General features: G+C 63.8%; 25 protein-coding genes. 13 read left to right on the top strand and 12 right to left on the bottom strand.

The window, feature by feature from the left end:
* The 9 genes from LIG30_RS09840 (at position 1) to LIG30_RS09790 (ending at position 9730) form a co-directional block, all read left to right on the top strand.
* Entirely contained in the window at positions 1–1143 is a 1143-nt protein-coding gene (locus LIG30_RS09840; RefSeq protein WP_038711701.1) for a CgeB family protein, read from the top strand.
* Complete coding sequence (locus LIG30_RS09835) at positions 1140–2177, top strand: hypothetical protein (protein WP_051994945.1); 1038 nt, start codon at positions 1140–1142, stop codon at positions 2175–2177. Before LIG30_RS09840 ends, LIG30_RS09835 begins: the two co-directional genes overlap by 4 nt.
* 120 nt (positions 2178–2297) lie before the next feature.
* The gene (locus LIG30_RS09830) at positions 2298–3434 is read left to right on the top strand and encodes a CgeB family protein (RefSeq protein WP_038711699.1); all 1137 of its coding nucleotides are present in this window, start codon (positions 2298–2300) and stop codon (positions 3432–3434) included.
* 404 nt (positions 3435–3838) lie between these two features.
* Entirely contained in the window at positions 3839–4813 is a 975-nt protein-coding gene (locus tag LIG30_RS09815) for a hypothetical protein (RefSeq protein WP_038711697.1), read from the top strand.
* A gap of 3 nt (positions 4814–4816) precedes the next feature.
* Entirely contained in the window at positions 4817–5578 is a 762-nt protein-coding gene (locus LIG30_RS09810; RefSeq protein ID WP_038711696.1) for a glycosyltransferase family 2 protein, read from the top strand.
* Complete coding sequence (locus LIG30_RS09805; RefSeq protein ID WP_038711694.1) at positions 5575–6510, top strand: UDP-glucose 4-epimerase family protein; 936 nt, start codon at positions 5575–5577, stop codon at positions 6508–6510. Before LIG30_RS09810 ends, LIG30_RS09805 begins: the two co-directional genes overlap by 4 nt.
* On the top strand, positions 6494–7045 hold the full coding sequence (locus LIG30_RS09800; protein WP_038711692.1) for a sugar transferase: 552 nt from the start codon (positions 6494–6496) through the stop codon (positions 7043–7045). The genes LIG30_RS09805 and LIG30_RS09800 overlap by 17 nt, the downstream gene beginning before the upstream one ends.
* Before the next feature lie 178 nt (positions 7046–7223).
* Positions 7224–7781: a hypothetical protein gene (locus LIG30_RS26180; RefSeq protein ID WP_152986055.1), complete on the top strand. Its 558-nt coding sequence runs from the start codon at positions 7224–7226 to the stop codon at positions 7779–7781.
* A 2-nt stretch (positions 7782–7783) separates the two neighbouring features.
* Positions 7784–9730, top strand: coding sequence for a polysaccharide biosynthesis protein (locus tag LIG30_RS09790; RefSeq protein WP_038711691.1), 1947 nt, complete (start codon positions 7784–7786; stop codon positions 9728–9730).
* A gap of 263 nt (positions 9731–9993) precedes the next feature.
* Here LIG30_RS09790 and LIG30_RS09785 read toward each other — a convergent pair whose 3' ends face one another.
* Genes LIG30_RS09785 through LIG30_RS09765 form a run of 5 tightly spaced genes read right to left on the bottom strand, consistent with a single transcriptional unit; the run spans position 9994 to position 15436 of the window.
* Positions 9994–11112, bottom strand: coding sequence for an MraY family glycosyltransferase (locus LIG30_RS09785; RefSeq protein WP_038711690.1), 1119 nt, complete (start codon positions 11110–11112; stop codon positions 9994–9996).
* A 27-nt stretch (positions 11113–11139) separates the two neighbouring features.
* On the bottom strand, positions 11140–12162 hold the full coding sequence (gene galE, locus LIG30_RS09780; RefSeq protein ID WP_038711688.1) for a UDP-glucose 4-epimerase GalE: 1023 nt from the start codon (positions 12160–12162) through the stop codon (positions 11140–11142).
* 15 nt (positions 12163–12177) lie between these two features.
* A complete protein-coding gene (locus tag LIG30_RS09775) occupies positions 12178–13314 on the bottom strand; it encodes a glycosyltransferase family 4 protein (protein ID WP_038711686.1) in 1137 nt (378 codons plus the stop codon).
* A 32-nt stretch (positions 13315–13346) separates the two neighbouring features.
* Complete coding sequence (locus LIG30_RS09770) at positions 13347–14183, bottom strand: glycosyltransferase (protein ID WP_038711685.1); 837 nt, start codon at positions 14181–14183, stop codon at positions 13347–13349.
* Positions 14180–15436 carry a membrane protein gene (locus tag LIG30_RS09765; protein ID WP_038711683.1) on the bottom strand — a complete coding sequence of 419 codons (1257 nt, stop codon included), beginning with the start codon at positions 15434–15436 and terminating at the stop codon, positions 14180–14182. The genes LIG30_RS09770 and LIG30_RS09765 overlap by 4 nt, the downstream gene beginning before the upstream one ends.
* A gap of 268 nt (positions 15437–15704) precedes the next feature.
* Between LIG30_RS09765 and LIG30_RS09760 the strand changes: the two genes are divergently transcribed.
* The 4 genes from LIG30_RS09760 to waaA all read left to right on the top strand — a co-directional run bounded on the left by LIG30_RS09760 (position 15705) and on the right by waaA (position 20614).
* On the top strand, positions 15705–17099 hold the full coding sequence (locus LIG30_RS09760; protein WP_038711680.1) for a phosphomannomutase/phosphoglucomutase: 1395 nt from the start codon (positions 15705–15707) through the stop codon (positions 17097–17099).
* A gap of 173 nt (positions 17100–17272) precedes the next feature.
* Complete coding sequence (gene waaC / locus LIG30_RS09755; RefSeq protein WP_038711730.1) at positions 17273–18268, top strand: lipopolysaccharide heptosyltransferase I; 996 nt, start codon at positions 17273–17275, stop codon at positions 18266–18268.
* A 74-nt stretch (positions 18269–18342) separates the two neighbouring features.
* Positions 18343–19227, top strand: coding sequence for a Kdo hydroxylase family protein (locus LIG30_RS09750; protein ID WP_038711729.1), 885 nt, complete (start codon positions 18343–18345; stop codon positions 19225–19227).
* Positions 19228–19264: 37 nt separating this feature from the next.
* Positions 19265–20614 (top strand): lipid IV(A) 3-deoxy-D-manno-octulosonic acid transferase, encoded by a 1350-nt coding sequence (gene waaA / locus LIG30_RS09745; protein WP_038711679.1) that lies wholly within the window; start codon positions 19265–19267, stop codon positions 20612–20614.
* A 197-nt stretch (positions 20615–20811) separates the two neighbouring features.
* Here the strand turns inward: waaA and LIG30_RS25220 are convergent, their stop codons facing one another.
* The 7 genes from LIG30_RS25220 to ureE form a co-directional block, all read right to left on the bottom strand.
* On the bottom strand, positions 20812–21087 hold the full coding sequence (locus LIG30_RS25220) for a hypothetical protein (RefSeq protein ID WP_083493976.1): 276 nt from the start codon (positions 21085–21087) through the stop codon (positions 20812–20814).
* A 325-nt stretch (positions 21088–21412) separates the two neighbouring features.
* Positions 21413–21685, bottom strand: a complete 273-nt coding sequence (locus LIG30_RS09740; protein ID WP_038711676.1) for a hypothetical protein — start codon at positions 21683–21685, stop codon at positions 21413–21415.
* 265 nt (positions 21686–21950) lie between these two features.
* The gene (locus LIG30_RS25215) at positions 21951–22469 is read right to left on the bottom strand and encodes a DUF2778 domain-containing protein (RefSeq protein ID WP_083493977.1); all 519 of its coding nucleotides are present in this window, start codon (positions 22467–22469) and stop codon (positions 21951–21953) included.
* Between the two features lie 13 nt (positions 22470–22482).
* Positions 22483–22968 (bottom strand): Hcp family type VI secretion system effector, encoded by a 486-nt coding sequence (locus LIG30_RS09730; protein WP_038711673.1) that lies wholly within the window; start codon positions 22966–22968, stop codon positions 22483–22485.
* A 147-nt stretch (positions 22969–23115) separates the two neighbouring features.
* The gene (gene ureG / locus LIG30_RS09725) at positions 23116–23763 is read right to left on the bottom strand and encodes an urease accessory protein UreG (RefSeq protein ID WP_038711671.1); all 648 of its coding nucleotides are present in this window, start codon (positions 23761–23763) and stop codon (positions 23116–23118) included.
* A gap of 17 nt (positions 23764–23780) precedes the next feature.
* Positions 23781–24461: an urease accessory protein UreF gene (locus LIG30_RS09720; RefSeq protein WP_038711669.1), complete on the bottom strand. Its 681-nt coding sequence runs from the start codon at positions 24459–24461 to the stop codon at positions 23781–23783.
* Complete coding sequence (ureE, locus tag LIG30_RS09715; protein ID WP_038711668.1) at positions 24448–25089, bottom strand: urease accessory protein UreE; 642 nt, start codon at positions 25087–25089, stop codon at positions 24448–24450. The genes LIG30_RS09720 and ureE overlap by 14 nt, the downstream gene beginning before the upstream one ends.
* Positions 25090–25098 lie beyond the last annotated feature (9 nt).

The raw sequence follows: 25098 nt of genomic DNA, 5'->3' as shown, positions 1-25098 counted from the left end.
ATGAAATTACTGATCGTCGATACCTACTATCCGCGCTTTCTCACCGCGGCCATGCCGCAGGTGATGTCTGGCGGTGGCGACTATGCAAGCCTGCTCGAGAAGGTATTGCGCCTCCGTTTTGGCACGGCGGATTTTTATTCGCGTAACCTGCAAGCCCTCGGACATGACGCGCAGGACCTGATCTTCAACTGCGAGCCGCTTCAGCAGCAATGGGCGCTGGAAAACGGCGTCACGCCCCTGCGTGCGGGCCTGCGCGTGCCCACCCGCATCGCGCGCTGGCCGCTGGTGCGGCGTTTTGCGCGTGCCAACGATTCGATGCTGGGAATTGCGTTGCAGCAAATTCGCCACGCCCGGCCGGACATCCTGTACTTGCAGGATCTGAACCTGTTTTCGCGCGACTTGTTGCAGCAACTGCGTGACGAAGGCTCGATCGGGATCGCGGTGGGGCAGATCGCGTGCCCGATGCCGGAGTGGGAATACCTCGACGGCCTCGATCTGATCCTGACATCTTTCCCGCATTACGTCGGCCGCTTCCGTGAGCGCGGCATTGCTTCCGAGTACTTCCGCATCGGGTTTGATCCTATTGTGCTCGATGAAATCGGCAAGCCCGCGCGTGACCACGCATGCACTTTCGTGGGGGGAATCAGCGCGGCCCATGCGGGGCGTCTGAACCTGCTGGAGCAGTTGGCGCGCGAGGTCGACATGACCTTCTATGGCTACGGCGCGGATGGCTTGGACCGCAACTCGCCGATCCGCCCTCGCCATCAAGGCGAGGCGTGGTCGCTGGGCATGTACACGGCCCTCGCACGCAGCCGGATTACCGTCAATGTCCATATCGACGCCGCGGAAAACAACGCCAACAACATGCGCCTTTACGAAGCTACCGGTTGTGGCGCGCTGCTGGTGACCGACGAAAAGGCCAACCTGGCCGAATTGTTCGAACCGGAGCGCGAAGTGGTCACCTACCGCAGCCCGCAGGAGGCGGTGGAGAAGATTCGCTACTACATGGACCACCCCCAGGAAGCGAGCGCTATCGCACTCGCCGGCCAGGCCCGTACCTTGAGAGAGCACACCTATCGTCATCGGATGGACGAATTGGTGGATATCCTCACGCCCTACCTGCGCAAGCGCCGCACGAAATGAACGACATCTCCACCGACCGGTCGCGCGTGCGGCACTACTGCACGCTGTTCGATCGCAACTACCTGATCAAGGGACTGGCGATGTACCAGTCGCTTGAGCGGCATGCCGGCGATTTTCGCTTGCACATCCTGTGCATGGATGATCATGCTTACGACCTGCTGGCGCGGCTTGCGCTGCCCCGCGCCGAACTCATTCGCCTAACTGACTTTGAAGACCAGGCCCTGCTCGCCGTCAAGGCCGACCGCACGGTGGCCGAATATTGCTGGACGTGCGCGCCATGTCTGCCGGTCTACATGCTGGAGCGCCATCCCGAGGTGGATTTCATCACCTACCTCGATGCCGATCTGCTGTTCTACTCGTCGTTGGAGCCGCTCTACGCGGAGATTGGTTCGGCCTCCAGCGTGATCGTGGAGCACCGGTTTTCGCCGCGCTTCGCGTCGGCCATCGTCAATGGACGTTACAACGTGCAGTGGGTCAGCTTCCGGCGCGATGCCGCTGGTTTGGAGACTCTCTACTGGTGGCGCGACAAGTGCATCGAATGGTGCTTCTATCGCCTGGAAGACGACCGCATGGGGGACCAGAAGTACCTTGACTGCTGGACCACCAAGTTCAAGGGCGTCCATGAGTTGCAGCACGTGGGCGCCGGCACCGGTCCCTGGAACTACGCCAACTATCGCATTCGTGACGAAGGAGGCCAAGTGTGGGTCGATGATGTGCCACTGGTCTTCTATCACTTCCACAGCTACCGCATCCTGCCGGACGGCCAGTCCATCCCGATGCCTGCCGCCTATATGGAAGGCGTGGTCTTCCCGAAGCCCATCTTTGATCGGTACGATTCGGCCATCCTGGATTCGTTGGACACTATCCGGAAAGTCGATCCGGCGTTCTCCTGTGGCATCGATGCGCCCGGAGAAGCACTTCGCGCGGTCCACACGACCAAGAGTACGCATTCGCCTGATCATGGTGCCCAAGTTGCCGGAGGGCGGATCCGGGCCAAGCTGTCGTCTTTATGGCGTTCACTCAGGAACCGGTAACGCCGCATTTTTTTGCAACCATTGGACGTGTATCGGCATGTCGCATGGTTGTGTGCCCCTTAATTTAGGCAAAGGCGATAGAGGAATGTTGACCCTGGGCTTTTTATACTTGTCCGAAGTATGAGGATCGCAATTGTCGATACCTACTACCCGGCTTTCCTGGCGGCCCATTATGCTGACCGGCCTCACCTGAAAGACGCGCCGTACAGTCAGCAGCGCGATGAACTGCTGGACCGATGCTTTGGCACGTCGGATTTCTATTCTCGCCACCTCAAGGCGCTCGGGTGCGATGCACAGGATCTGATCGTCAACTGCGTGCCGCTGCAGGAAGCGTGGGCGCGGGAGCATCGGGTCCGCTACAGCGCGCTGGCCCTGAGGGTGCCCCATCGTTTCTTCCGGCTACCCTGGATTGGGCGTCGACTCGCGGCCTTGCCAGGGCTGGTGGAGATCGCCGTCGCGCAGGTGGAAGCCTTTGCTCCTGACGTCTTGTATTGCCAGGACCTGAGCTTTTTCCCTCCGGAGGTGCTGGCCCGGCTGCGTAAGCATGTGCGCATGATCGTCGGGCAGATCGCGTGCCCGTTGCCGCCAGAGTCCTTTCTCAAGGGTTACGACCTGATCCTGACCTCCTTTCCGCACTTTGTGCCGCAGTTGCGTGCGCTGGGTGTGGCGTCGGAGTATTTCCGCATCGGCTTCGACACCCGCGTGCTGGAGAAGCTGGGGGATGTGCCCAAGGACCTGGACGCAAGTTTCGTCGGCGGCATCAGCAGGCATCATGGCAAGGCCATTCCGGTGCTGGAGTACTTGGCCCGCAACACCCCCATGAAGTTCTTCGGCTACGGTGCGGCCAGCCTGGACGCCGGCTCACCTATTCGTGCCCGCCACTACGGCGAGGTCTGGGGCCTGGACATGTACCGGGCACAGGCGCGCAGCCGCATCACGCTGAACCGCCATATTAATGTGGCGGAGAACAATGCCAACAACATGCGTCTTTACGAAGCCACCGGCGTTGGCGCGTTGCTGCTGACTGATCGCAAGGACAACCTGGGCGAGTTGTTCGAAATCGGCAAGGAAGTCGTGACCTATTCAAGCGCGGAAGAGGCCGCTGAACTGATCCGCTACTACCTGGCCCACCCGGAGGAGGCGCAGGCAATTGCCCGTGCCGGTCAGGCCCGGACGTTGCGCGAACACACCTACCGGCACCGCATGGAAGAACTGGTGCCGATTCTCGAGCGGCATCTTGGCGCCGACCGCCGATGAGCCTGTCAATCCGGCCTTTGATGCGTTCATCAAGCTGGTACGGCGAAAATACCCCGCGCTTCGCTTCGATATCGGTAATGCCGCGTCGCTGAGGTGCGGTGGCGATGCGTTCGGCATGATGATCTCGGGCTGCTGCCTTCCCGGTGTCAGGTGGCCGTTGCAGTGGCCGCGCGGGCTCCCCATCCTTTAACCGCCCCCCCGGTGGGGTTTGGCCACCCTAGCACGTCCTGCCGCAAGCAGGCCAGCCGAGTCGAGGCGGTGGGGATAAATTTCAACGAGTTCCAGTTCCTGAAGCTGCTGTCACGCCATGGCCAGGAGTCGATCGCCACGTCGCATACCCTGGACGAACAGGTCCGGCGCAGCGATGGATCCAACAGCACCTATGTGTGCAGGAAGAAAGCCCAATGACCACGCGTTATTTTTGCACGCTGTTTGACAGCGGCTATTTGCTCAAGGGGGTGGCCATGCTGCGCAGCCTGGCCCGCTTCTGTCCCGGCGCCAGAGTATTCGTGCTGTGCATGGATGACCAGGCCCGGTGCATCCTGGAGCGCCTGGACCTGCCCTTTGTTTCCTGCATCTCCTTGGCCGATATTGAGGACGAGGCACTGCGCAAGGCTAAGGCCGACCGTGGCGTGGCAGAGTACTGCTGGACGCTCTCGCCCTGCCTGCCCTGGTATGTCATGCAGCAGCATCCAGAGGTCGATTTCCTTACCTATCTCGATGCGGACTTGCTCTTCTATTCGAATGTGCTGCCATTGTTCGACGAGATCGGCGACGCTTCCGTTGCCATCATCGAGCACCGCTTCACCGAACGACTCCGGGACCGTGATGTCAACGGTCGCTTCTGCGTCGAGTGGGTCAGCTTCCGCCGCGATGAGCAGGGTATGGCGTGTCTTTCGCGCTGGCGCGAGCAGTGCATCGAATGGTGCTACTACCGCCTCGAGGACGGTAAGATGGGCGACCAGAAGTACCTGGACGAATGGCCGGGCCGCTATTCGGCCTGCCACATCCTCATGCACCCGGGCGCTGGCATCGCGCCCTGGAACTACGCGCAATACCATTTCGGCAAGGATGAGGCCGGGAGGATCAAGGTGGAAGGCGCCCCTCTCGTTTTCTATCATTTCCATCAGTTCCAGCTACTGGACAACGGCAAGTTCGACCGCCTTTCCACCTTCTACACCTCCGAGTGCCGTGAGCCGGCTGCGGTTTATGAAGCCTATGAAACCGAGTTGAAGCAATGCCTCGTCGACGTGCGGGCCGTGGTTCCCGGTTTCAGGGGCGGACTGAGGCCGGCTTCCAAAGTGCATGGCCGCCGCTTTGTCCAGCAGTTCGTGCCCATGTGGGCAAAGGAAGTCGCGCGCCGTTTCCTGCGCTACTGATCCATGAGTCCAGATCCAGTCATCTCCGTCATCACGGTGTGTTACAACAGTGCGGCGACGCTGGAGCGTACGCTGCAGTCCGTGGCCGAGCAGGATTGGCCAAGGGTCCAGCACGTCGTTATCGATGGCGGTTCGAGGGACGGCACCCTTGAAATCTTGGAACGTTTTCGCCCGCGTCTGGCGCATGTGGTGAGCGAGCGCGACAAGGGCATTTACGACGCCATGAACAAAGGCCTGGATCGCGTCAGCGGCGACATCGTCTGTTTTCTCAACGCCGACGATCAGTATGCGTCGCTTCAGGTCTTGTCCCGAGTCGCAGCGCAGATGCGCGAATACAGACTCGATGCTTTGATGGGCGATGTGGGGTTCTTCCATGAAAAAGACCCCGCCCGCATGGTGCGGCGCTATCGCTCCGACCGATTCCATCCGGGGCGGCTGGCCTGGGGCTGGATGCCAGCCCATCCGGCGCTGTTTCTGCGCAAGGAAGTGGTGCGCCGCGTTGGCCGCTTCAAGTCTGATTACCGCATAGCCGGGGATTTCGAATTTATCGTGCGTGCCTTCCATGGCCACGCGTTGCGCTATCGCCATCAGCCGGAGGTGCTGGTGCACATGCAGACCGGCGGTGCAAGCACTGCCGGCTGGCGGGCGAAGATCCAACTCAATAAGGAAGTGCTGCGCGCCTGTCGCGAGAACGGTTTGCGCACCAATATGCTCAAGATATTGTCCAAGTATCCGGCCAAGCTGCTGGAGCTGCTCCACCCATGAAGGTTCTGGTCAGTGGTGCAAACGGCTTTATCGGTCGTGCTTTGTGTCCGTATCTGTCGTCTCTGGGGCACGCAGTGGTGCCGGCAGTGCGCCGGCCCTGCGACATGGCGGGCGCGCATGTCGTCGGCGATGAGGCTTCCTGGAAGGACGCGCTGGAGGGCTGCGACAGCGTCGTGCATCTGGCCGGCCGTGCCCATGTGATGCGCGACCAGGCGGTCGATCCGCTGCAGGCCTTTCGTGCTGCCAATGTGGACGCCACGTTGGCCTTGGCGTACCTTGCCGCCAAGGCCGGCGTGCGCCGCTTCGTTTTCATGAGTACGATCAAGGTCAATGGTGAACACACGGCACCCGGCACGAGTTTCGGGCCCGCCGATGCTCCGGCGCCCGAAGATCCTTATGGACGTTCCAAATGGGAGGCGGAGGAGGGCCTGCTCGAAATCGCAAGAGCCTCGGAGCTGGAGGTCGTGATCGTTCGTCCGCCCATGGTGTACGGGCCTGGCGCGAAGGGCAATTTCGCCACGCTGGTCAAATGCGTAAGGAAGGGCCTGCCTCTGCCTCTGGGCGCGGTGCATAACCGTCGTTCGCTGGTCGCGCTGGACAATCTGCTGAGCCTCACTGCGTTGTGTGCGGATCGCACCGCCTCGCCAGCGGCCGCCAACCAGATCTTCCTGGTTTCGGACGGCCGCGATGTGTCGACCACGGAATTGCTGCGCGCGATCGCCGGCGCTTACGGCCGCAGCCTGCGTCTGATTCCGGTACCGGTCGGTTTGATATGCTTGGGGGCTCGCCTTTTGGGCAAGACCGCCACGACTGATCGTCTGCTGGGATCGCTGGCAGTAGACGATTCGAAGACGCGTGATCTGCTCGGATGGCGTCCGCAAGTGAGCATGGGTGAACAACTGCGAAAGATGGCGAATGCTGCGACTGATTGATTTCCTCCTGGCCGCCTTCGGCCTGATTTGTGGCCTGCCGGTCCTGCTCTTCCTGCTGATCCTCGGATTGGCGGATACCGGTTCTCCACTGTTTTTCCAGACGCGTGTGGGCCGCGGCAAGAGGCTTTTCACCCTGGTCAAATTCCGCACCATGAAGCCGCACACCACTTCGGTGGCCACGCATCTGGTCGATCCTTCCGCCGTCACGCGCCTGGGGAGATTCCTTCGGCGCAGCAAGCTGGATGAACTGCCCCAGTTGTGGAATGTCCTGCTCGGCGATATGAGTCTCGTCGGCCCGCGTCCCTGTCTGCCCAATCAAAAGGACTTGATAAACGAACGCGCCGCGCGCGGTGTCTTCGATGCGCGTCCCGGCATTACCGGGCTGGCTCAGGTCCAGGGCATCGACATGTCCACGCCGAAGCTCCTGGCGGAAACCGACGCCCGCATGCTGGAAACTCTGAATGCGATCGCGTACTTCAGGTACATCCTGCAAACAGTTGCCGGGTCGGGCAGGGGCGACCGTATCAAGTCGTAGCGAGTTCCAAGTGCCTCAAGTAGGCGAATTTGACGAGGATGGGCAAATAGGCGATTCAGCCTGACGGGGCATGGTCGATGAAGTGCAGAAGCTGCCCCGAGGCGGGAAGGGAGCCTTGCCGCAACTCGGTAGCGGCCGGCGCAGGGCCGCGACATCGAACTGAAACTCGACGTGAGCAATGAATCCGTCCACAACCGGACCCATGCTTGGTGCGGACGATGCCGGTACGGCGTGCCGGCTGACCAGCAGGGCGGTCCCCTGTTTGCTGGCAGATGCCCTGATCGCGACCGCCGTCGGGGTCCTGCGCACATTCCCGGGTGCGTTTGATTTTAGCGCGAATGTTATCAGTCGCCAGGCTTGCAAAGCGATCATCGATCGTCCAGCGTTCGGCGCTTTCGTGGACCGGAGGCTGTCCACGCTGCCTCGCCCAATCAGCCGACGCGGGGCGGCAACAATGCGAAAATGCATCATGACATTGATCAGCAGGCGCTGGATCGACGGCTCATCTGACAGCACATTGATGTCCTTCCGTCTGCCACCCAATAGTCCCGAACTGAACTCGAGCGAAATCGCTCGGAAGCACGCGATCGACTACTGGCGGCGCTTCATCACCTTGGTCAGGGAAACCGTCGGTGTCGAGCTCGGCACGCTGCTTGACGGTTCTGGCTCCAAGTTTGAAATCCGTTTCTCGTTAACACTTACCAACGTGACACACATCGATTCAACAGGGATCTAACTATGAAAAAAATATTGTCCCGACTTGTTGTCCCAGTGTTGGGTCTGCCAAGGGTAACCAAGCGGATCATCGCTCTGCTGGTCGACATGAGCCTCTGTGTTCTGACGGTCTGGCTTGCCTACTACCTGCGCTTGGGTGAGTTTGTCGCACTCTCTGGCAGCGCATTGATTGCTGTCGGTGTGTCGATGGCGATGGCGTTACCGGTATTTATCGTCTCTGGACTCTATCGGGCCATCTTCCGCTACAGCGGTTGGCCCGCATTGCTGGCCGTCGCGAGGGCCGTGGGTATCTACGGGCTGCTCTATGCGTCGATCTTTACTGCGATTGGGGGCACCGGCGTTCCTCGCACTGTCGGTATTATCCAGCCCATCCTTCTGCTTCTGTTTGTGGGAGCGTCGAGAGCGCTGGCTCGTGTATGGCTGGGTGACCAGTACCAGAGCATTCAGAAACAGGCGTCTCGTCCCAAGGTGCTCATCTATGGCGCAGGTCGTACGGGCCGTCAACTGGCTGCCGCTATGGCCAACAGTCACGAAATGCAGGTGGTGGGGTTTCTGGATGACGATGACCGATTGCATGGCCACGTGCTCAATGGTCAGCCTATCTACAATCCGGGCGATTTGACCAACCTGGTTGTGTTTCTGAACATCAGTGACGTGCTGCTGGCGTTGCCCAGCGTCAGCCGCAAACGCCGGAACGAAATCCTGAGCCAGATTCGGAGTGCGCATGTCTCGGTGCGCACGCTCCCCAGCGTGACGGATTTGGCGCAAGGCAAGGTGAGTGTTTCGGATCTTCGAGAACTGGACATCGATGACCTTCTCGGCCGTGAGCCGGTCATACCTAATCACATCCTGCTCGCGAAGAACATCGTCGGCAAGGTGGTATTGGTGACGGGGGCAGGCGGGTCGATTGGCAGCGAGCTTTGTCGCCAGATACTCGCCGTGGGGCCCGCCAAGTTGCTGCTCATCGAGCAGAGTGAATTCGCCCTCTACGCGATTCACCAGGAACTGGAGCAAAAGATAGCCGAACGCCAAATCGCGCTGGTGCCGCTACTGGGCTCGGTTCAAGATGGCGACCGGATGGGAGAGATCTTGTCTACCTGGCATCCGGACACCGTTTACCATGCAGCAGCTTATAAGCACGTGCCTCTGGTTGAACACAACCCGGCCGAAGGCATCAAGAACAACGTACTGGGCACCCTGCATACGGCGCAGGCTGCGATTGAGAACGATGTGCCTGATTTTGTGCTGATCAGCACCGACAAGGCCGTGCGCCCCACCAACATCATGGGAGCCAGTAAACGCCTGGCGGAAATGGCGTTGCAGGCTTTGGCCGCCACGAATCCTAGCACTAAATTCACGATGGTGCGCTTTGGCAATGTGCTGGGTTCGTCAGGCTCGGTGGTGCCGAAGTTCCGCCAACAGATTCGCGATGGTGGGCCGATCACGCTGACCCATCCGGAGATCACCCGCTACTTCATGACCATTCCTGAAGCGGCGCAGTTGGTCATTCAGGCTGGAGCGATGGCCAAGGGGGGGGACGTGTTCGTGCTCGACATGGGCCAGGCTGTGAAGATAGTGGATCTGGCGCGCCGGATGATCGAGCTCTCCGGTTTGACCGTCAAAGACGAGCAGAACCCGGATGGCGACATCGAAATCGCGATCACTGGCCTGCGTCTCGGGGAAAAGCTCTACGAGGAGCTGCTGATCGGCGACAACCCCAAATCCACCTCGCATCCCAGAATCATGAAGGCACACGAGGACTTCATCCCGTGGGTCGAGCTCGAGGGCAGGCTGAACGCCTTGGAGATGGCGCTCAATGTCAAGGATGTCGGCGTCATCCGGTTGATGATGGAGGAGTTGGTTTCCGGCTATACGCCCAGTGACGAGATCGTCGATTGGGTGTATTTGGAGCAGGAAGCCGAAGCGCAGGCGCTGGGTCTGGGGCGCTAGCGGGAGTCGCCGCGCTCATTCGGACGGCATGCTGGATGCCTGTCAGATTTCAAGTGTGCCGAGGTTACGAGACGATACCGAAAGGAACGCCTCCATGACCGACGTGACAAGAATAACAAGAAAGAACAGGAATTCCGAAGGTGCCCAAGCGACCGACTGACGCCCTGCCGCTCAAGCGCAGGGAAAGGATACGGAGTTGATTCCGGGCAAATCGGGATTGTCCGCACGCTCGCGGCGTTGCTGTTGAAACAGGGGCGGCGACTTTAGTGCTTGTGCGCCTGCTGCCGCGGCCCCTTCCTCACCACCATCCACTTCGGCGTCCTGAACCGCACGATGCTCATATAGAGCCACACGTACGCAACCGCGAACACGATCACGAACGCGAACAGATGCACCGTATGCCGCCAGAACAGCGTCGCCGGGATGACGGCGAGCAGGCACAGCAGCCACAGGTACGGCGACGTCAGCGAATTGCGCTTCGTCAGGTCGTGCGCGGCCTTCGTGCCGACCGCCCAGCGCATCAGCCGCTTGTAGACCAGCATGTGCAGGTGCACGCCGTCGGGGATGCCGGGCGACATGCCGCGGATGAATTTCTTCCGGTAGATCGAGAAGCACGTCTCGAAGATCGGATACATGAACAGCAGCACCGGATACCACGCCGATACCTCGCGGTGCCGCATCACGAGCAGGATTGACAGCTCGGCCAGCATGAAGCCGATGAAGTACGCGCCGCCGTCGCCCAGGAAGATCAGGCCCGCCGGAAAATTCCACAGGAAGAAGCCGATCACCGCGCCCATCATGATCAACGACGCCGACAGCACGACCGGCTCGCTGACCTGGAACGACACGTACGCGAGCGACGCGAACATCATGAAGCTCACCATCGACGCGAGCCCGTTGAAGCCGTCGATAATGTTGACCGCATTCGCGAGCGCGGCGACGGCGAGCACCGTCACGAACGCCGAGATCGCCACATAGCCGAGCAGGAAGTCGAGCGGCGGCACGCTGATGCGCGTCACCGCGACATGCATCGTGAAGAAGGCGAGCGCGGCCGCGCCCATCGTGCAGATCAGCCGCGCGCGCGGCGACACGCGCTTGGTCAGGTCCTCGACGAGCCCGGACAGGAACGCCGGCGCGCCGCATGCGACGAGGCCGAGCACGCTGCCGGCGATCGTCGGGTAGCGGCCGATCAGCAGCAGCGCCGACGCGATGACGCCGGCGAGGATGCCGATGCCGCCCACTCGCGGCACCGGGCGCGCATGGAACTTCTGCACGCCGGCCAGATCGCTGTCGACAGAGAATTTCTCGTGCAAATGCGCGTACCGCACGATGAAAAGCGTGACGAGCAGGGAAACGATGAAGCCGGATGCGAAGCTGAGCATAAAACAGCCCGGAACGAGGACAGCGGATTATACAAAACCGCGCGGGTTGCCTTCCTGCCAGCGCCAATGGTCGCGGCACATCTCGTCGAGGCCGTATTTCGCACGCCAGCCGATGATCTCGGCCGCCGCCTGCGGGTTCGCGTAGCATTCGGCGACGTCGCCCGGCCGGCGCGCGACGAGCTCGTATGGCACCTTGCGGCCCGACGCCTGCTCGAACGCGCGCACGACCTCGAGCACGCTGTAGCCGCGGCCGGTGCCGAGGTTCACGACGAAGCTGCCATTGCGGCGCGCAAGCGCATCGAGCGCGGCGATGTGGCCCTGCGCGAGATCGACGACGTGGATGTAGTCGCGCACGCCGGTGCCGTCTTGCGTCGGGTAGTCGGAGCCGAACACCCGCAGCCTGTCGAGCTTGCCGACGGCGACCTGCGCGACGTACGGCATCAGGTTGTTCGGGATGCCCGCCGGATCCTCGCCGATCAGCCCGCTCGCATGCGCGCCGACCGGATTGAAGTAGCGCAGCGTCGCGATCCGCCACGACGGATCGGCGACCTGCAGGTCGCGCAGCACCTGCTCGGCGATCAGCTTGCTCTGTCCGTACGGGTTGGTTGCCGACAGCGGGAACGATTCGTCGATCGGCGAGCGCTCGGGCACGCCGTAGACGGTCGCCGACGAGCTGAACACGAAGTCCTTCACGTTGCGCTCGCGCATCACCTTCAGCACGGCGAGCAGGCCGCCGATGTTGTTCTGATAGTACTCGAGCGGCTTGCTGACCGACTCGCCGACCGCTTTCAGCGCCGCGAAGTGGATCGCCGCGGTGATCGGATGCGCGTCGAACAGCCGGCCGACCGCGGCTTCGTCGCGCACGTCGATCTCGTGGAACGCGACGGTCTTGCCGGTGATCCGTTCGATCCGGTTGACCGCTTCGCGCTTGCTGTTCACGAGATTGTCGGCGATGACGACGTCATAGCCGTGATCGAGCAGTTCGACTGCCGTATGCGAGCCGATGAAACCGGCACCGCCAGTGACGAGAATCGTGCCTTTTTCCGCCATGATCGGTATACCCCCTCAGAGTGTGATGCCCGTTAGCGCATGGATAGTATGCCTGTAGCGGGCGACGACCTGTTGCTCGTCGAACTCGGCCGCGACCTTGCGCCGGCCGCGCGCGCCCATCGCTTCGCGGCCGGCCGGGCCGAGTTCGATCATTTGCGTGAGCCGGTCGGCGAGACTCGCGCTGTCGCGCGCCGCGCACAGCAGGCCGGTCTCGCCGTCCGCGACGACGTCGCGGCAGCCCGGCACGTCGGTCGCGACGATCGGCCGGCCCATCGCCGACGCTTCCATCAATGTGCGCGGCACGCCCTCGCGGTACGACGGCAGCACGACGCAGTCGGCCGCGGCGATGTGCGGCCGCACGTCGTGCGCCTCGCCGAGATACTCGATGAGGCCTTCGTTCACCCACGCGTCGACGTCCGCACCGCCGATCGCGCTCGGGTTGTCGACGCCGAGCGGGCCGAGCAGCTGGAAGCGCGCGTGAGGATGGCGCGCGCGCACCGCGCGCGCGGCCTCGACGTACTCGCGCACGCCCTTGTCCCACAGCAGCCGGCCGATCAGGATGAACACGGGCGCATCCGTGCCCGGCAGCGGCACCGGCGCGAACTGCTCGAGATCGACGCCTTCGCCATGCAGCAGCCGGGCGCGCTCCGGGTGCGCGAGCAGCCGCTCGTCGGAGAAGGTCGCGAGGTCGTCGCGATTCAGGAACCAGACTTCGCGCGGGAAGCGGAACGCGAAACGGTACAGGCGCTTCGCGACCGCGGCCGCGCGGCTCTTCTGGATGAACACGTAGCCGAGCCCGGTCGTCACCGCGATCGACGGCACGCGCGCGAGCCATGCGGCGATCGAGCCGTAGATGTTCGGCTTGATCGTGTAATGGAACACGAGGTCGGGCCGCAGCGCGCGGTAATGGCGGCGGAGCGCGGCGAGCGTGCCGAGGTCCTCGCGCGGGCTGGTGCCTTTCGACGCGACGGACAGCGGCACGTAGCGGCAGCCCATCTGCTCGAGCAGCGGGACGGTGCGGTCGTGCGGCGCGATGACGAGCACCTCGCAGCCGCGCGACACGAGCATGCGGATCAGCCCCTGGCGGTACGTGTAGATGGCCCAGGCGGTGTTGCAGACGAGCGCGATGCGCAGCGGGGACGACGAAGTCATGGATGAAGGCGAATGAACCGATCGATCAGGCATCACGCGGACGTGCGGCCGGCGAACAGCGCGCGCTTGACGCGCTGCAGCGTGCGGTAGGGCGTCACGAAGTGCAGCAGGTTCTTGACGAGACCTGCCCAGTCGTATGGATTGAGCGCGTTGAAATGGCGCAGCAGCAGCGCGAGCGTGGACATCAGCTGGCGCCGCCGCTTGGTCGCGCTGATCCCGCCTTCGTTCAGCTCGTAATAGAGGCCGAGCTCGGGCAGGTTCGCGCAATCGTAGCGCTGCATCAGCCGCAGGAACAGGTCGAGATCCTCGGCGGCGCGGTATTGCGCGCGGTAGTTGCCGACCTCGCGCACCGCATCGATCCGCAGCATCACCGACGGATGGACGAGCGGCGAGCGCAGGAAGCGGGTGCGGCGCAGCGCGCGCGGGTCGGCGGGCGGCGTCAGCATGAAGCGCGGCGTGCCGTCGCGCGACACGACCTGGGTCCACATGCCGACGCACGCGACGCGCGGATGCGCGTCGAGGTATGCGATCTGTTTCGCGAGCCGCCGCGGCGCGGCGAGGTCGCCCGCGTCGATGCGGGCCGCATAGCGAAAGCCGCGCGCCGCGAGCGCGTCGATGCCGGCCTCGAGCGCGCGCTCGATCCCGACGTTTGTCGGCATCCGCAGCACGTCGATGGCGAGGCCCGGGATGGCCGGCGCGGCGATCGGCGGCGTGCTGCCGTCATCGACGATCAGCACGTGCACCGGGGCGTCCTCGCTGAACGACGCGAGGGAGCGCACGACGTCGTTCTGCGCGTTGTAGGCCGGCATCAGCACGGCGACGTCGTCGAGCGGGCCGGCTTCGTGCGGCGAGGGGGTAAGGGACGTCATGAGCGCAGCTTGAGACGGATGTAGTAGAAGTTGACCGCGGCGGCGGCCAGGTAGCCGCCTGCGAGCCCGACGAGCGCGCCGTACAGGCCGAGCCGCGGGATCGCGAGCAGGTTGACGACGGCGGCGATCGCGAGCGCGAGCAGCCATTTCGTCAACAACACGAATTTGGCTTGATATTTGAGCAGCACGAGATTGCCTATCGCCTCGATGCCGGCCGGCACGGACAGCCAGACCGCCCAGCGGAGGATGTCGACCGACGCCTCGTAGCCGGGCCCGAACACCTTGCCGATGATGAGCGGCGCGAGCGCGTCGAGCACGAGCGCGCCGGCGACCATCAGCCCGGCGGTCATCGCGGTCAGGCGCACGATGTTGCGGCGCAGCCGGACGACGTCCTGCACGCGGTAGACGAACGCGGGCGCGATGGTTTGCGCGAGCATCAGCGCGAGCGCGATCCAGTTCTCGTTCAGCTGCTGCGCGGCCGAATAGCGGCCGAGATCGGCGAACGACACGTGACGCTCGAGCATCAGGCGGTCGAGCTTGAGGAACAGGTACATGCAGATGAGGCCGAGCCAGAACACGGTGCCGGCCGTCGCGAAGTGCCGGAACAGCGGGCGTTCGATCGTCCAGCCGAGCGTGCCGCCGTTGCGCCGCCGGTAATACAGCAGCAGCACCATGCCGATCGCGGCGGCTTCGAGCGCCCAGAGCCAGGAAAATCGTGCGGGCGCGGCCGCGGCGCGCACCAGCAGCCAGACGAGCGCCGCCTTCGCGAGCGCGACGAACATGCTGGTCACGAGCTGCGGCTTGCTGTACGTCATGCTTTGCAGCCACGCGTTGACCACGCCGACGAACGGCTCGCGGAAAATCATCGTGACCGCGAGGCCGGCGAGCATCGCGCCGACGAGCGGATCGAACGCGCCGGCGGCGATGGCGATCCAGGTCGCCGCGAGCGCGGCGGCGGACACCGCGAACCGCAATGCGAACGCGCTGCCGAGCACCGGCCCGAGTGGCGCGCCGTGCCGCTGCACGATGGTCGGCACCAGGATTTCGGCGCCGCAGACCCAGGTGAGCGGCGCGAGCACGAGCAGCAGCGTGTTCGCATACTGCCATTTGCCGAATACGTCGGGGCCGAAGTAGCGGGCCAGCAGGCCGCTGACCGCGATCGCGACGGCGATCTGCGTGACCCGTTCGAGCCCCAGCCAGACGAGGTTCGCGAGCGCCTTCGCGACGTCCGGATTCGCGATGCGCTTCAGCATGATGCGGCGTCCCGGCAGGCGCGCGAGGTGGCCGGGACGATGCGGGAAGGCGGCAACATTGCGGCGGCGGGACGGCTAGGCATTAAAATGAGGAAATCCGCTTCTGGAAAACCAGCGATTATAAGTTGTATCCGGACCGCATCCGTCGCCGCCGCGTGTGGCGGAGCGGTTCCGGAATCGGCGGTGCGGCGGCGTTCTCGCGCCGGCGGCGAAGCGGCCAAAGGCGAAGCGGCCAAATTTCCCTGTGCAGGTAACTGAGAGAGAATCGATGATCTCCCAATCCATCTTCAAGGCATATGACATTCGCGGCGTGGTCGGCAAGACACTCGACGCCGACACCGCACGCGCAATCGGCCGCGCGTTCGGCAGTGAAGTGCGCGCGCAAGGCGGCGACGCGGTGGTCGTCGCGCGCGACGGCCGCCTGTCCGGCCCTGAACTCGTCGGCGCGCTCGCCGACGGCCTGCGCGCGGCGGGCGTCGACGTCGTCGACGTCGGCATGGTGCCGACGCCGGTCGGCTATTTCGCGGCCAGCGTGCCGCTCGCGCTCGCGGGCGGCGAGCGCCGCATCGATTCGTGCATCGTCGTCACCGGCAGCCACAACCCGCCCGACTACAACGGCTTCAAGATGGTGCTGCGCGGCGCCGCGATCTATGGCGAGCAGATCCAGGCGCTTTATCGCCGCATCGTTGACGCCCGCTTCGAGTCGGGCAGCGGCAGCTACGAGCAATGCGACGTCGAGGACGCGTACATCGAGCGCATCGTCGGAGACATCCGGCTCGCGCGGCCGCTGAAGCTCGTCGTCGACACCGGCAACGGCGTCGCCGGCCGGCTCGCGCCGCGCCTGTTCAAGGCGCTCGGCTGCGAGCTCGTCGAGCTGTTCACCGAGATCGACGGCAATTTCCCGAACCACCATCCGGACCCCGCGCATCCGGAAAACCTGCAGGACGTGATCCGCGCGCTGAAGGAAACCGACGCCGAGATCGGCTTCGCGTTCGACGGCGACGGCGACCGCCTCGGCGTCGTCACGAAGGACGGCCAGATCATCTATCCGGACCGCCAGCTGATGCTGTTCGCCGAGGAAGTGCTGTCGCGCAATCCGGGCGCGCAGATCATCTACGACGTGAAGTGCACGCGCCATCTCGCGCAGTGGGTGCGCGAGAAGGGCGGCCAGCCGCTGATGTGGAAGACCGGCCATTCGCTCGTCAAGGCGAAGCTGCGCGAGACCGGCGCGCCGCTCGCGGGCGAGATGAGCGGCCACGTGTTCTTCAAGGATCGCTGGTACGGTTTCGACGACGGCCTCTACACCGGCGCGCGCCTGCTGGAAATCCTCACGAAGGTGGCGGACCCGAGCGCGCTGCTCAACGGCCTGCCGAACGCGATGTCGACGCCGGAACTGCAGCTCAAGCTCGAGGAGGGCGAGAACTTCCGCCTGATCGAGCGCCTGCAGAAGGAAGCGACGTTCGACGGCGCCGACGAGGTGGTGAAGATCGACGGCCTGCGGGTCGAGTATCCGGACGGCTTCGGTCTCGCGCGCTCGTCGAACACGACGCCGGTCGTCGTGCTGCGCTTCGAGGCCGAGACGCAGGCCGGCCTGGAGCGCATCAAGGCGGACTTCCGCCGCGTGCTGACGGCCGCGAAGCCGGACGTGCAGCTGCCGTTCTGAGCGGGGTGGCGTGCGAGGCGGCCGGCGGCCGCCGCGTTGCGCTATCGCAATGCGTTCACCGAAAAGCGGCACGCGCGAAAAGCGCGTGGCCGCTTTTTGTCTATCCGCGCCGCCGGCCGCGATAAAATCGCATCTTTATGCCTGTGCCGGCGCTTCGCCGGCGTTCTTTCAGCGTGCAAAAGATCCTGATCGTGCGCGTGTCGTCGCTGGGCGACGTCGTGCACAACATGCCGGTGATCGCCGATATCCGCCGGCATCATCCCGATGCGCAAATCGACTGGCTCGTCGAGGAGGGCTTCGCCGACCTCGTGCGGCTCGTCGACGGCGTGCGCAACGTGTTGCCGTTCTCGCTGCGCCGCTGGCGCAAGCGGCCGTTCACGGGCGCGACCTGGCAGGAGATCCGCGCGTTCAGGCGGCGGCTCGCGGCCGAGCGGTACGACCTCGTGATCGACTGCCAGGGCCTCATCAAGACCGCATGGGTCGCGAGCTGGGCGCGCGGGCCGCTCGTCGGCCTCGGCAATCGCACCGACGGCGCCGGCTACGAATGGCCGGTGCGCTTCTTCTATCGCAAGCGCGTGCCGATCGCGCCGCGCACGCACGTCGTCGAGCGCTCGCGGCAACTGGTCGCGGCCGCGCTCGGCGATCCGGCGCCCGCGCCGAACGATCCGGTCGATTTCGGCCTCGATACCCGGGCGGCGGCGCATGCGCTGTCCGCGCTCGACCTGAACCTGCCGGTGCCGTACGTGGTGTTCGTCCACGCGACGTCGCGCGCCGACAAGCAATGGCCGGACGCCGCATGGATCGAGCTCGGCCAGTCGCTCGTGAAGCGCGGCGCGTCGCTCGTGCTGCCGTGGGGCAACGATGCGGAACGCGCGACGAGCGAGCGCCTCGCGAAGGAGTTCGGCGCGGCGGCGATCGTGCCGCCGAAGCTGTCGCTGCCGGCGGTCGTCGGGCTGATCGACGGCGCGGCGGCAACGGTCGGGGTTGACACAGGTCTGGTTCACATCGCGGCGGCACTGAAGCGCCCGACGGTCGAACTGTACAATTTCGCGACGGCGTGGCGTACCGGCGGCTACTGGTCGCCGAACGTCGTCAACCTCGGTACGGCCGGGCAGCCGCCGTCGATTTCGCAGGTGAAGTCGGCGCTCGCGGGCTTCGGTCTCCTCTAGGCTACGAAGGACGAAGGACACGAATGGCGCACGCGCGTTCGTCGCGTCAGTCGGTCCTCATACGGCAAGCGATCATGAGCGAATCCCAGATCATCGAAATCCCGTCCGCCGACTGGCGCGGGCAAAACCTGTCGGTGCCGCGCGAGCAACTGCTGGCCGCGGTCGAGGACGGCAAGGTGCTGTTCTTTCCGCATCTGCGCTTTGCGATCGAAGGCGGCGAGGAAGCGCTGCTCGATCCGAAGGTCGCCGATCCGAAGCGCAAGAACATCAGTCTCGGGCCGAACGGCGGCGCGCTCGCCGGCGTGCTCGGCGACGATGTCGCGCAGTCGGCGGTGCGCGCGCTCGTCGGACGCTATCAGCAGCAGGCCTGCGCGCTCGTCGACGGCCTGTTTCCCGAATATCGCGGCAAGCTGCGCGCCGCGCCGACCAGCCTGCGCCTGATGCAGGTCGAGACGCGCCAGACGTCGTGGCGCAAGGACGACAGCCGCCTGCACGTCGACGCGTTTCCGTCGCGGCCGAATTACGGCGAACGCATCCTGCGCGTGTTCACGAACGTGAACCCGGCGGGCGTGCCGCGCGTGTGGCGCGTCGGCGAGCCGTTCGAGGACGTCGCGAAGCGCTTCCTGCCGCACATCAAGCCGCAACTGCCGGGCTCGGCGTGGCTGCTCGACCTGCTGCACATCACGAAGACGCCGCGCAGCGCGTACGACCACCTGATGCTGAACCTGCACGACTGCATGAAGGCGGATCTCGATTACCAGAAGCATTCCCCGCAGGAAACCAAGCCGTTCCCGCCGGGCAGTGTGTGGATCTGTTTCTCGGACCAGGCATCGCATGCGGTGATGTCCGGCCAGTTCATGCTCGAACAGACGTTCTTCCTGCCGGTCGACGCGATGGTGCGGCCGGAATGCGCGCCGCTCGGCATTCTCGAGCGCCTGCAGGGCAGGGCGCTGGTTTGAGCGCGCGCCGGATGCGACGACGCGGGGTGACGCGGGTATGTTGAGGACGATCTATCGTGCGCTGTGGTGGCTCGTCGCGCCGCTCGCCGTCGTGCGTCTGCTGGTGCGCTCGCGCCGCGAGCGCGGCTACCGCGAGCATATCGGCGAGCGTTTCGGCCATGGGGCCGGCCGCGCGCCGGACGATGCCGCGCCGCTGATCTGGGTGCATGCGGTGTCGGTCGGCGAGACGCGCGCCGCGCAGCCGCTCGTCGACGCGCTGATGAAGGCGCGGCCCGACGCGCGCATCCTGCTCACCCACATGACGCCGAGCGGTCGCGCGACCGGCGAGCAGATCTTCGGTGCGCGCGTGCTGCGCTGCTACCTGCCGTACGACATGCCGGGCGCGGTGCGCCGCTTCCTGCGCGCATGGCGTCCGGCGCTCGGCCTCGTGATGGAAACCGAGGTGTGGCCGACGCTGATCGACGAATGCCGCCGCGCGGACGTGCCGCTCGTGCTGACCAACGCGCGGATGTCGGCGCGCTCGTACAAGCGTGCCGCGAAGTTCGGCGACGCGGTGCACGACGTGTTCGGCGGTTTCGCGCGCGTGCTCGCGCAAAGCCCGGCGGACGCGGAGCGCCTGACGGCGCTCGGTGCGCGCGACGTGACGGTGCTCGGCAATCTGAAATTCGACATGACGACGCCGCCGGAGCTGGCCGCGCGCGGCCGCGCGTGGCGCGAAGCGATCGGCGCGCGTCCGGTGTGGGTCGCGGCCAGCACCCGCGAGAACGAGGAGGCGCTCGTGCTGCAGGCGTTCGCGGCGATGAACACGCCGGGCGCGTTGCTGGTGCTCGTGCCGCGCCATCCGCAGCGCTTCGGCGAGGTCGAGGCGCTCGTCGCGCGCAGCGGCCTCAAGTGCGTGCGCCGCTCGGCATGGGCGGCGGATGCCGCTGCGCCCGCCGCGGGCCAGCGCGCCGCGCAGCCGCTGCCGCCGGACGTGACGGTGCTGCTCGGCGACTCGATGGGCGAACTGGGCGCGTATTACGCGGCGTCGGATGTCGCGTTCATCGGCGGCAGCCTGTTGCCGCTCGGCGGGCAGAACCTGATCGAGGCATGCGCGGTCGGCGTGCCGGTGCTGATCGGGCCGCACGTGTTCAACTTCACGCAGGCGACGGCCGATGCGGTCGCGGCCGGCGCCGCGAAGCAGGTGCAGGACCCGCTGGATCTCGCACGCGCACTCGACGCGCTGTTCGCCGACAAGGCGCGGCGCGTCGCGATGGGCGCGGCGGGTGCGGCGTTCGCCGCGCGCCATCGTGGCGCGACGGCGCGCTCGGTTGATGTGCTCGCGGCGTTGCTGCCGCCGGTGGAGCGCGGCGAGCGTGCGATGCACGACGCGCCGCCGGACGAGTAGGTGTAGCGCGACTTGCATTCGAGCGCGTCGTGCTCGAATGACCTGCAACCAGTTGAAGGGGCAAGATCGTGTCCAGTAAGCCTTGAGTCGGGTAAGTGCGCGGCTTTCTTTCTACCCATAGAGGGGGCAGAGCAAAGCGATAGAACGAACAGATCGAAAACAGTGCGATTTTGAACGGTCTATGGGTGCGGCCATTCTTAGTCGCTATTTCTCGACATGCTTTTTTTGCGATGGTGTCGCCACAGCCAAATAATCGCTACATAGGCGAACACTGCCGCAATCAGTTCGATAGTCACCCACACTACGAAATACAAGTCATCGGGATCGCGAACACCGAGCCATTCTGAAGCACGCCACCATGCGCGCGCTTCGGCTGGTGTCCACTCATTGGATAGTGGAATATAACGAGCTGAAATAAGAAATAGCCCGATAAATAGAAAAATATTAAGTAACCTAAGGGAAAATGTTGCCATGCGTGATGGCCTAAATTGTTCTATATGCGCTAAATTTTGAATCGCCAGCCGGAATTGTCTTGGTGGCCAACAATGCAGTGTGGATTCTCCGGGAATCCATACGGCTCGGTAGAGTAATGCAGCCCTGGCGAAATCCCCTCGCTACCCATTGGATGCGACCGGAACTGGCCGCGCTGGAGACCATTGATTCAGGTGAAATCGTCGATTAAACCGTCTCTCCGATACTGCGATGGGGATATTGGGTGAACATGGCGAGGCGATGGAGCGAGCAGGTCGAGAAATGTCGCGATTTTGAAAGATCTACGAATTCGGTCACTCTCAGTCACTATTTCTCGACATGCTTTTTCCAGCGATAGTAGCGCCACACCCACATGACCGCTATGTAGGCCAGCACTGCTACGATCAGTTCGATAGTTACCCACACCACGAAATACAAATCTTCGGGGTCACGGATACCTAACGCTTGTGATGTGTGCAGCCACGTGCGCATCTGGATTTCTGTCCATTCATACGGGTATGGTCGGACATAACGAAGCGATAGAGCGAGTAGACCGATAAACAGCGCAACCTTCAAGATTATGCGATTAAGGGAGACCATTTTCGGACGCTATTTCTCAACATGGCTTTTTTTCCCGCGATAGTGCCCCCACAGCTTCATGATCGCCATATAAGCGAACGTTGCCACGAGCAGATTAGTCAGCAGGACGAGCGGAATGTATAGATCGTCGGGGTCGCGAATGCCAAGCCGATTCGCAACGTGTAGCCAAGCGAGCGCTTGGCTTTCTGGCATTGGTATAGGATATGTGTGGACGTACGGTACGGAGAGACAGAACAGGCCGACGAACAGAGTCACCTTGAACAGTCTACGGACAAGTGTTGCCATACGTGACGACCTCGATTGTTCCGTATGCGTTAAGCCCTGAATTGCCGGCATGAATTTTCTTGGTATGCAGCAGCGCCGTGCGGATTCTCAGGAAATCGACACGACTAGGCAGTGTAATGCAGCCAATTGAAATGCCCTGACCACCTGCCGGATGCAATCGAAACTGTCCGCGCTTGGCGCCATTAATACGCGTTTCATCGTCAATCATTCCGTCATCTCGATACAACGCGAACCATTCGCTATGGTCCACCGGACTCCCAATCGCTGAATTAACTGTGTCCTTTATCGAAGCCCAAGCGCGAGACCCAACACCGCCTCTAGGACGGTCAACGATCCAGTATTTGCCGGCAGGAATCGGGCCGTTATCGGGCACCGCCGTACAGCCACCTCGATTCCGATAGATGCCGTTGCCGGAGAACGCATCGAACGTACCCAAACCATCAATGGTAAGGGGTGACAAAAAGGTGTTATTCACCAGAAATCTGCCGGTATAAGCCATCGACCACTCCCGCTTATCCGATGTCATTCCATGAATCGGTGAATTTGATATTGCCGTCAAGGTAGTGCCACGTGATGCGCTCATACATCATGGAGACGGCTTCAACGTGATTGAGCGCGGACGCCTGCGACAGTCTGGTATTCGCCATGCCGGGATTGATGCCGCAGACCTTAACGCCTTCGAGCAGCATCACGAAATACACTTCCTCTCTTCCCGCATCGTTGATGCGATACCACTTGATTTCGGCCGATTGCAGCGTCTGCCCCTTCGCCACGGCCTTGTAGAGATAGGGTGTCGCCGAGTCGAATTCCTTTTCGAACGCAATCGGTGAATGTGTACGTTTGCCGGTGATCTTGCCATCAGCACTATCAACCGGCAGATTTACACCGTGGCCGAAACTGATGATTTCAATGCTTCCTTCACGATCCTGGACGGTTGACGAGCCTTTGATGTCTGCGCCGCCGTCATCCTTAAGCCACATATGTGCGGGAATCGGCATATCGAAAATCCTCACTCACGAAGAAAGAGTAATGTAAGGAATCGATGCTGGCCGAGTCAATTGGCTTCGCAAAGCCGCTGGAGGCTTTTCGGCAGCGGGCTCGCTCTTGCGTGCGCAAATGCTATGTCGTTCTGCCTGGACACTTATTCAAACCGTCAACAATCCCTTCTTTTCGATGAACGCGACGACGTCTGCGACGCCTTCGAGCGCCTTCAGGTTCGTCATCACGTAAGGCCGCTCGCCGCGCATCTTCTTCGTATCGGACGCCATCACGTCGAGGTTCGCGCCGACGAGCGGCGCGAGATCGGTCTTGTTGATCACCAGCAGGTCGGATTTCGTGATGCCCGGGCCGCCCTTGCGCGGAATCTTCTCGCCGCCCGCAACGTCGATCACGTAGATCGTCAGGTCCGACAGCTCGGGGCTGAACGTCGCCGCGAGGTTGTCGCCGCCGGATTCGATGAACACGATGTCCGCGTCGGGAAAGCGCGCAAGCATCCGGTCGACCGCCTCGAGGTTGATCGACGCGTCCTCGCGGATCGCGGTGTGCGGGCAGCCGCCCGTCTCGACACCCATGATCCGTCCCTCGGGCAGCGCGCCCGCCACCGTCAGCAGGCGCTGGTCTTCCTTCGTGTAGATGTCGTTGGTGATTGCGACGAGGTCGTAGTGGCCGCGCATCGCCTTGCAGAGCATTTCGAGCAGCGTGGTCTTGCCGGAGCCGACCGGGCCGCCGATGCCGACGCGCAGCGGCGGCAGTTTCTTCGTGCGGCGGGCGGGCGGGGAGAGCGGTGCGTTCATGGAGAGTCGTGTCGAAGTCAGGAGCGGAACAACCGCGAGTATTGGGTTTCGTGCCGCGCGGACAGGATGCCGAGTTGCGGCGCGAACGTGTTGATGCGATCGGGCGGCGTCGCGAGCGCGCGGCGCACGGCCGCGTCGATCGCGCCGCGCAGCGCGACGATGATCTTCTGGCCGGCGAGCTGGCCGAGCGGCACGGCCTTCAACGCGGCGGCGGTCTGGTTTTCGACCCAGCCGAACGCGTAGGCGGCGAGCGTCGCGTCGGCGCTCGCGTCGTGCGCGACCGCCGCATACGCGAACGCGGTCGGCAGCGCGACTGGCCGCAGCGCCGACAGCGTCGCGCGGCGCGCGGCGTCGCCCCATTCGAGCGATGTGCAGAGCTGCGCGAGCGACCAGCCCATCTGCTCGGTCTCGCGGCGCAGCTCGGCCGATTCGCGGCTTGCGAGGAACCACGCGTTCTCGTATGCGAGCGCGTCGGCGTCCTGGGCTCGCCAGCGCTCGAGCTGGTGCGCGAGAAACGGCAGCTCGCCCCGCGCGAGCACATCGGACAGGCCGCTTCCGATCCAGTCGCGCGCGGTGTCGGCGTCGCGGATCAGGCCGGCGTCGAGCGCCGCCTCGAGCCCTTGCGAGTAGCTGAACGCGCCGATCGGCAGCGCGGGCGACGCGAGGTGCAGCAGCGCGACGAGTTCAGTGGTGTTCATGGCCGTGTCCGCATCCCGGACCATGCTGATGATCGTGATCGTGATCGTGATCGTGATCGTGATCGTGATCGTGATCGTGATCGTGATCGTGCGAGTGCGAGTGCGAGTCGCCGTGGTGCTCGTCGAATACCTGCTGCGCCAGTGCGTAGTCCTCGGCGAACGTTGCGTCGTGGCCGTGCCGGTGGCCGCCGCCATACGCACCGGCTTCCGGCTGGAACGTCGCGTCCACCGTTTCGACCTGCGCGCCGAGCCGCCGCAGCATGTCGGCGAGCACCGGGTCGGTTTCGAGCTTCAGGTAGCCGTCGCCGATCTCGACCGGCGTGTGGCGGTTGCCGAGGTGATAGGCGGCGCGCGTGAACGTCAGCGGATCGGGCGCGCGTACCAGCAGCACGGTTTCGGGCGCGGCGACGACCCGCACGAGCGCGCCGTCGTCGGCGACCAGCACGTCGCCGTCGGCGAGCACCGTGCCGCGCGGCAGCACGAGCGCGACGTCCTCGCCGCTGTCGAGCGTCGCCGCGAGCCGGCTGCGGCGGCGCGCGTCGTAGGTCAGCGTGAGCGTCGGCGCGCGCGCGACGAGCGACGCGGCGAGTTTTACGTTCGGGGCGATGCGTTTGTCGATCGTGCGCATGAGTCGGAA

Origin of the sequence: Burkholderia sp. lig30, assembly GCF_000687455.2 — a bacterium.
Taxonomy (GTDB): domain Bacteria; phylum Pseudomonadota; class Gammaproteobacteria; order Burkholderiales; family Burkholderiaceae; genus Burkholderia.
This window is presented reverse-complemented; position numbering and strand designations above follow the sequence as displayed.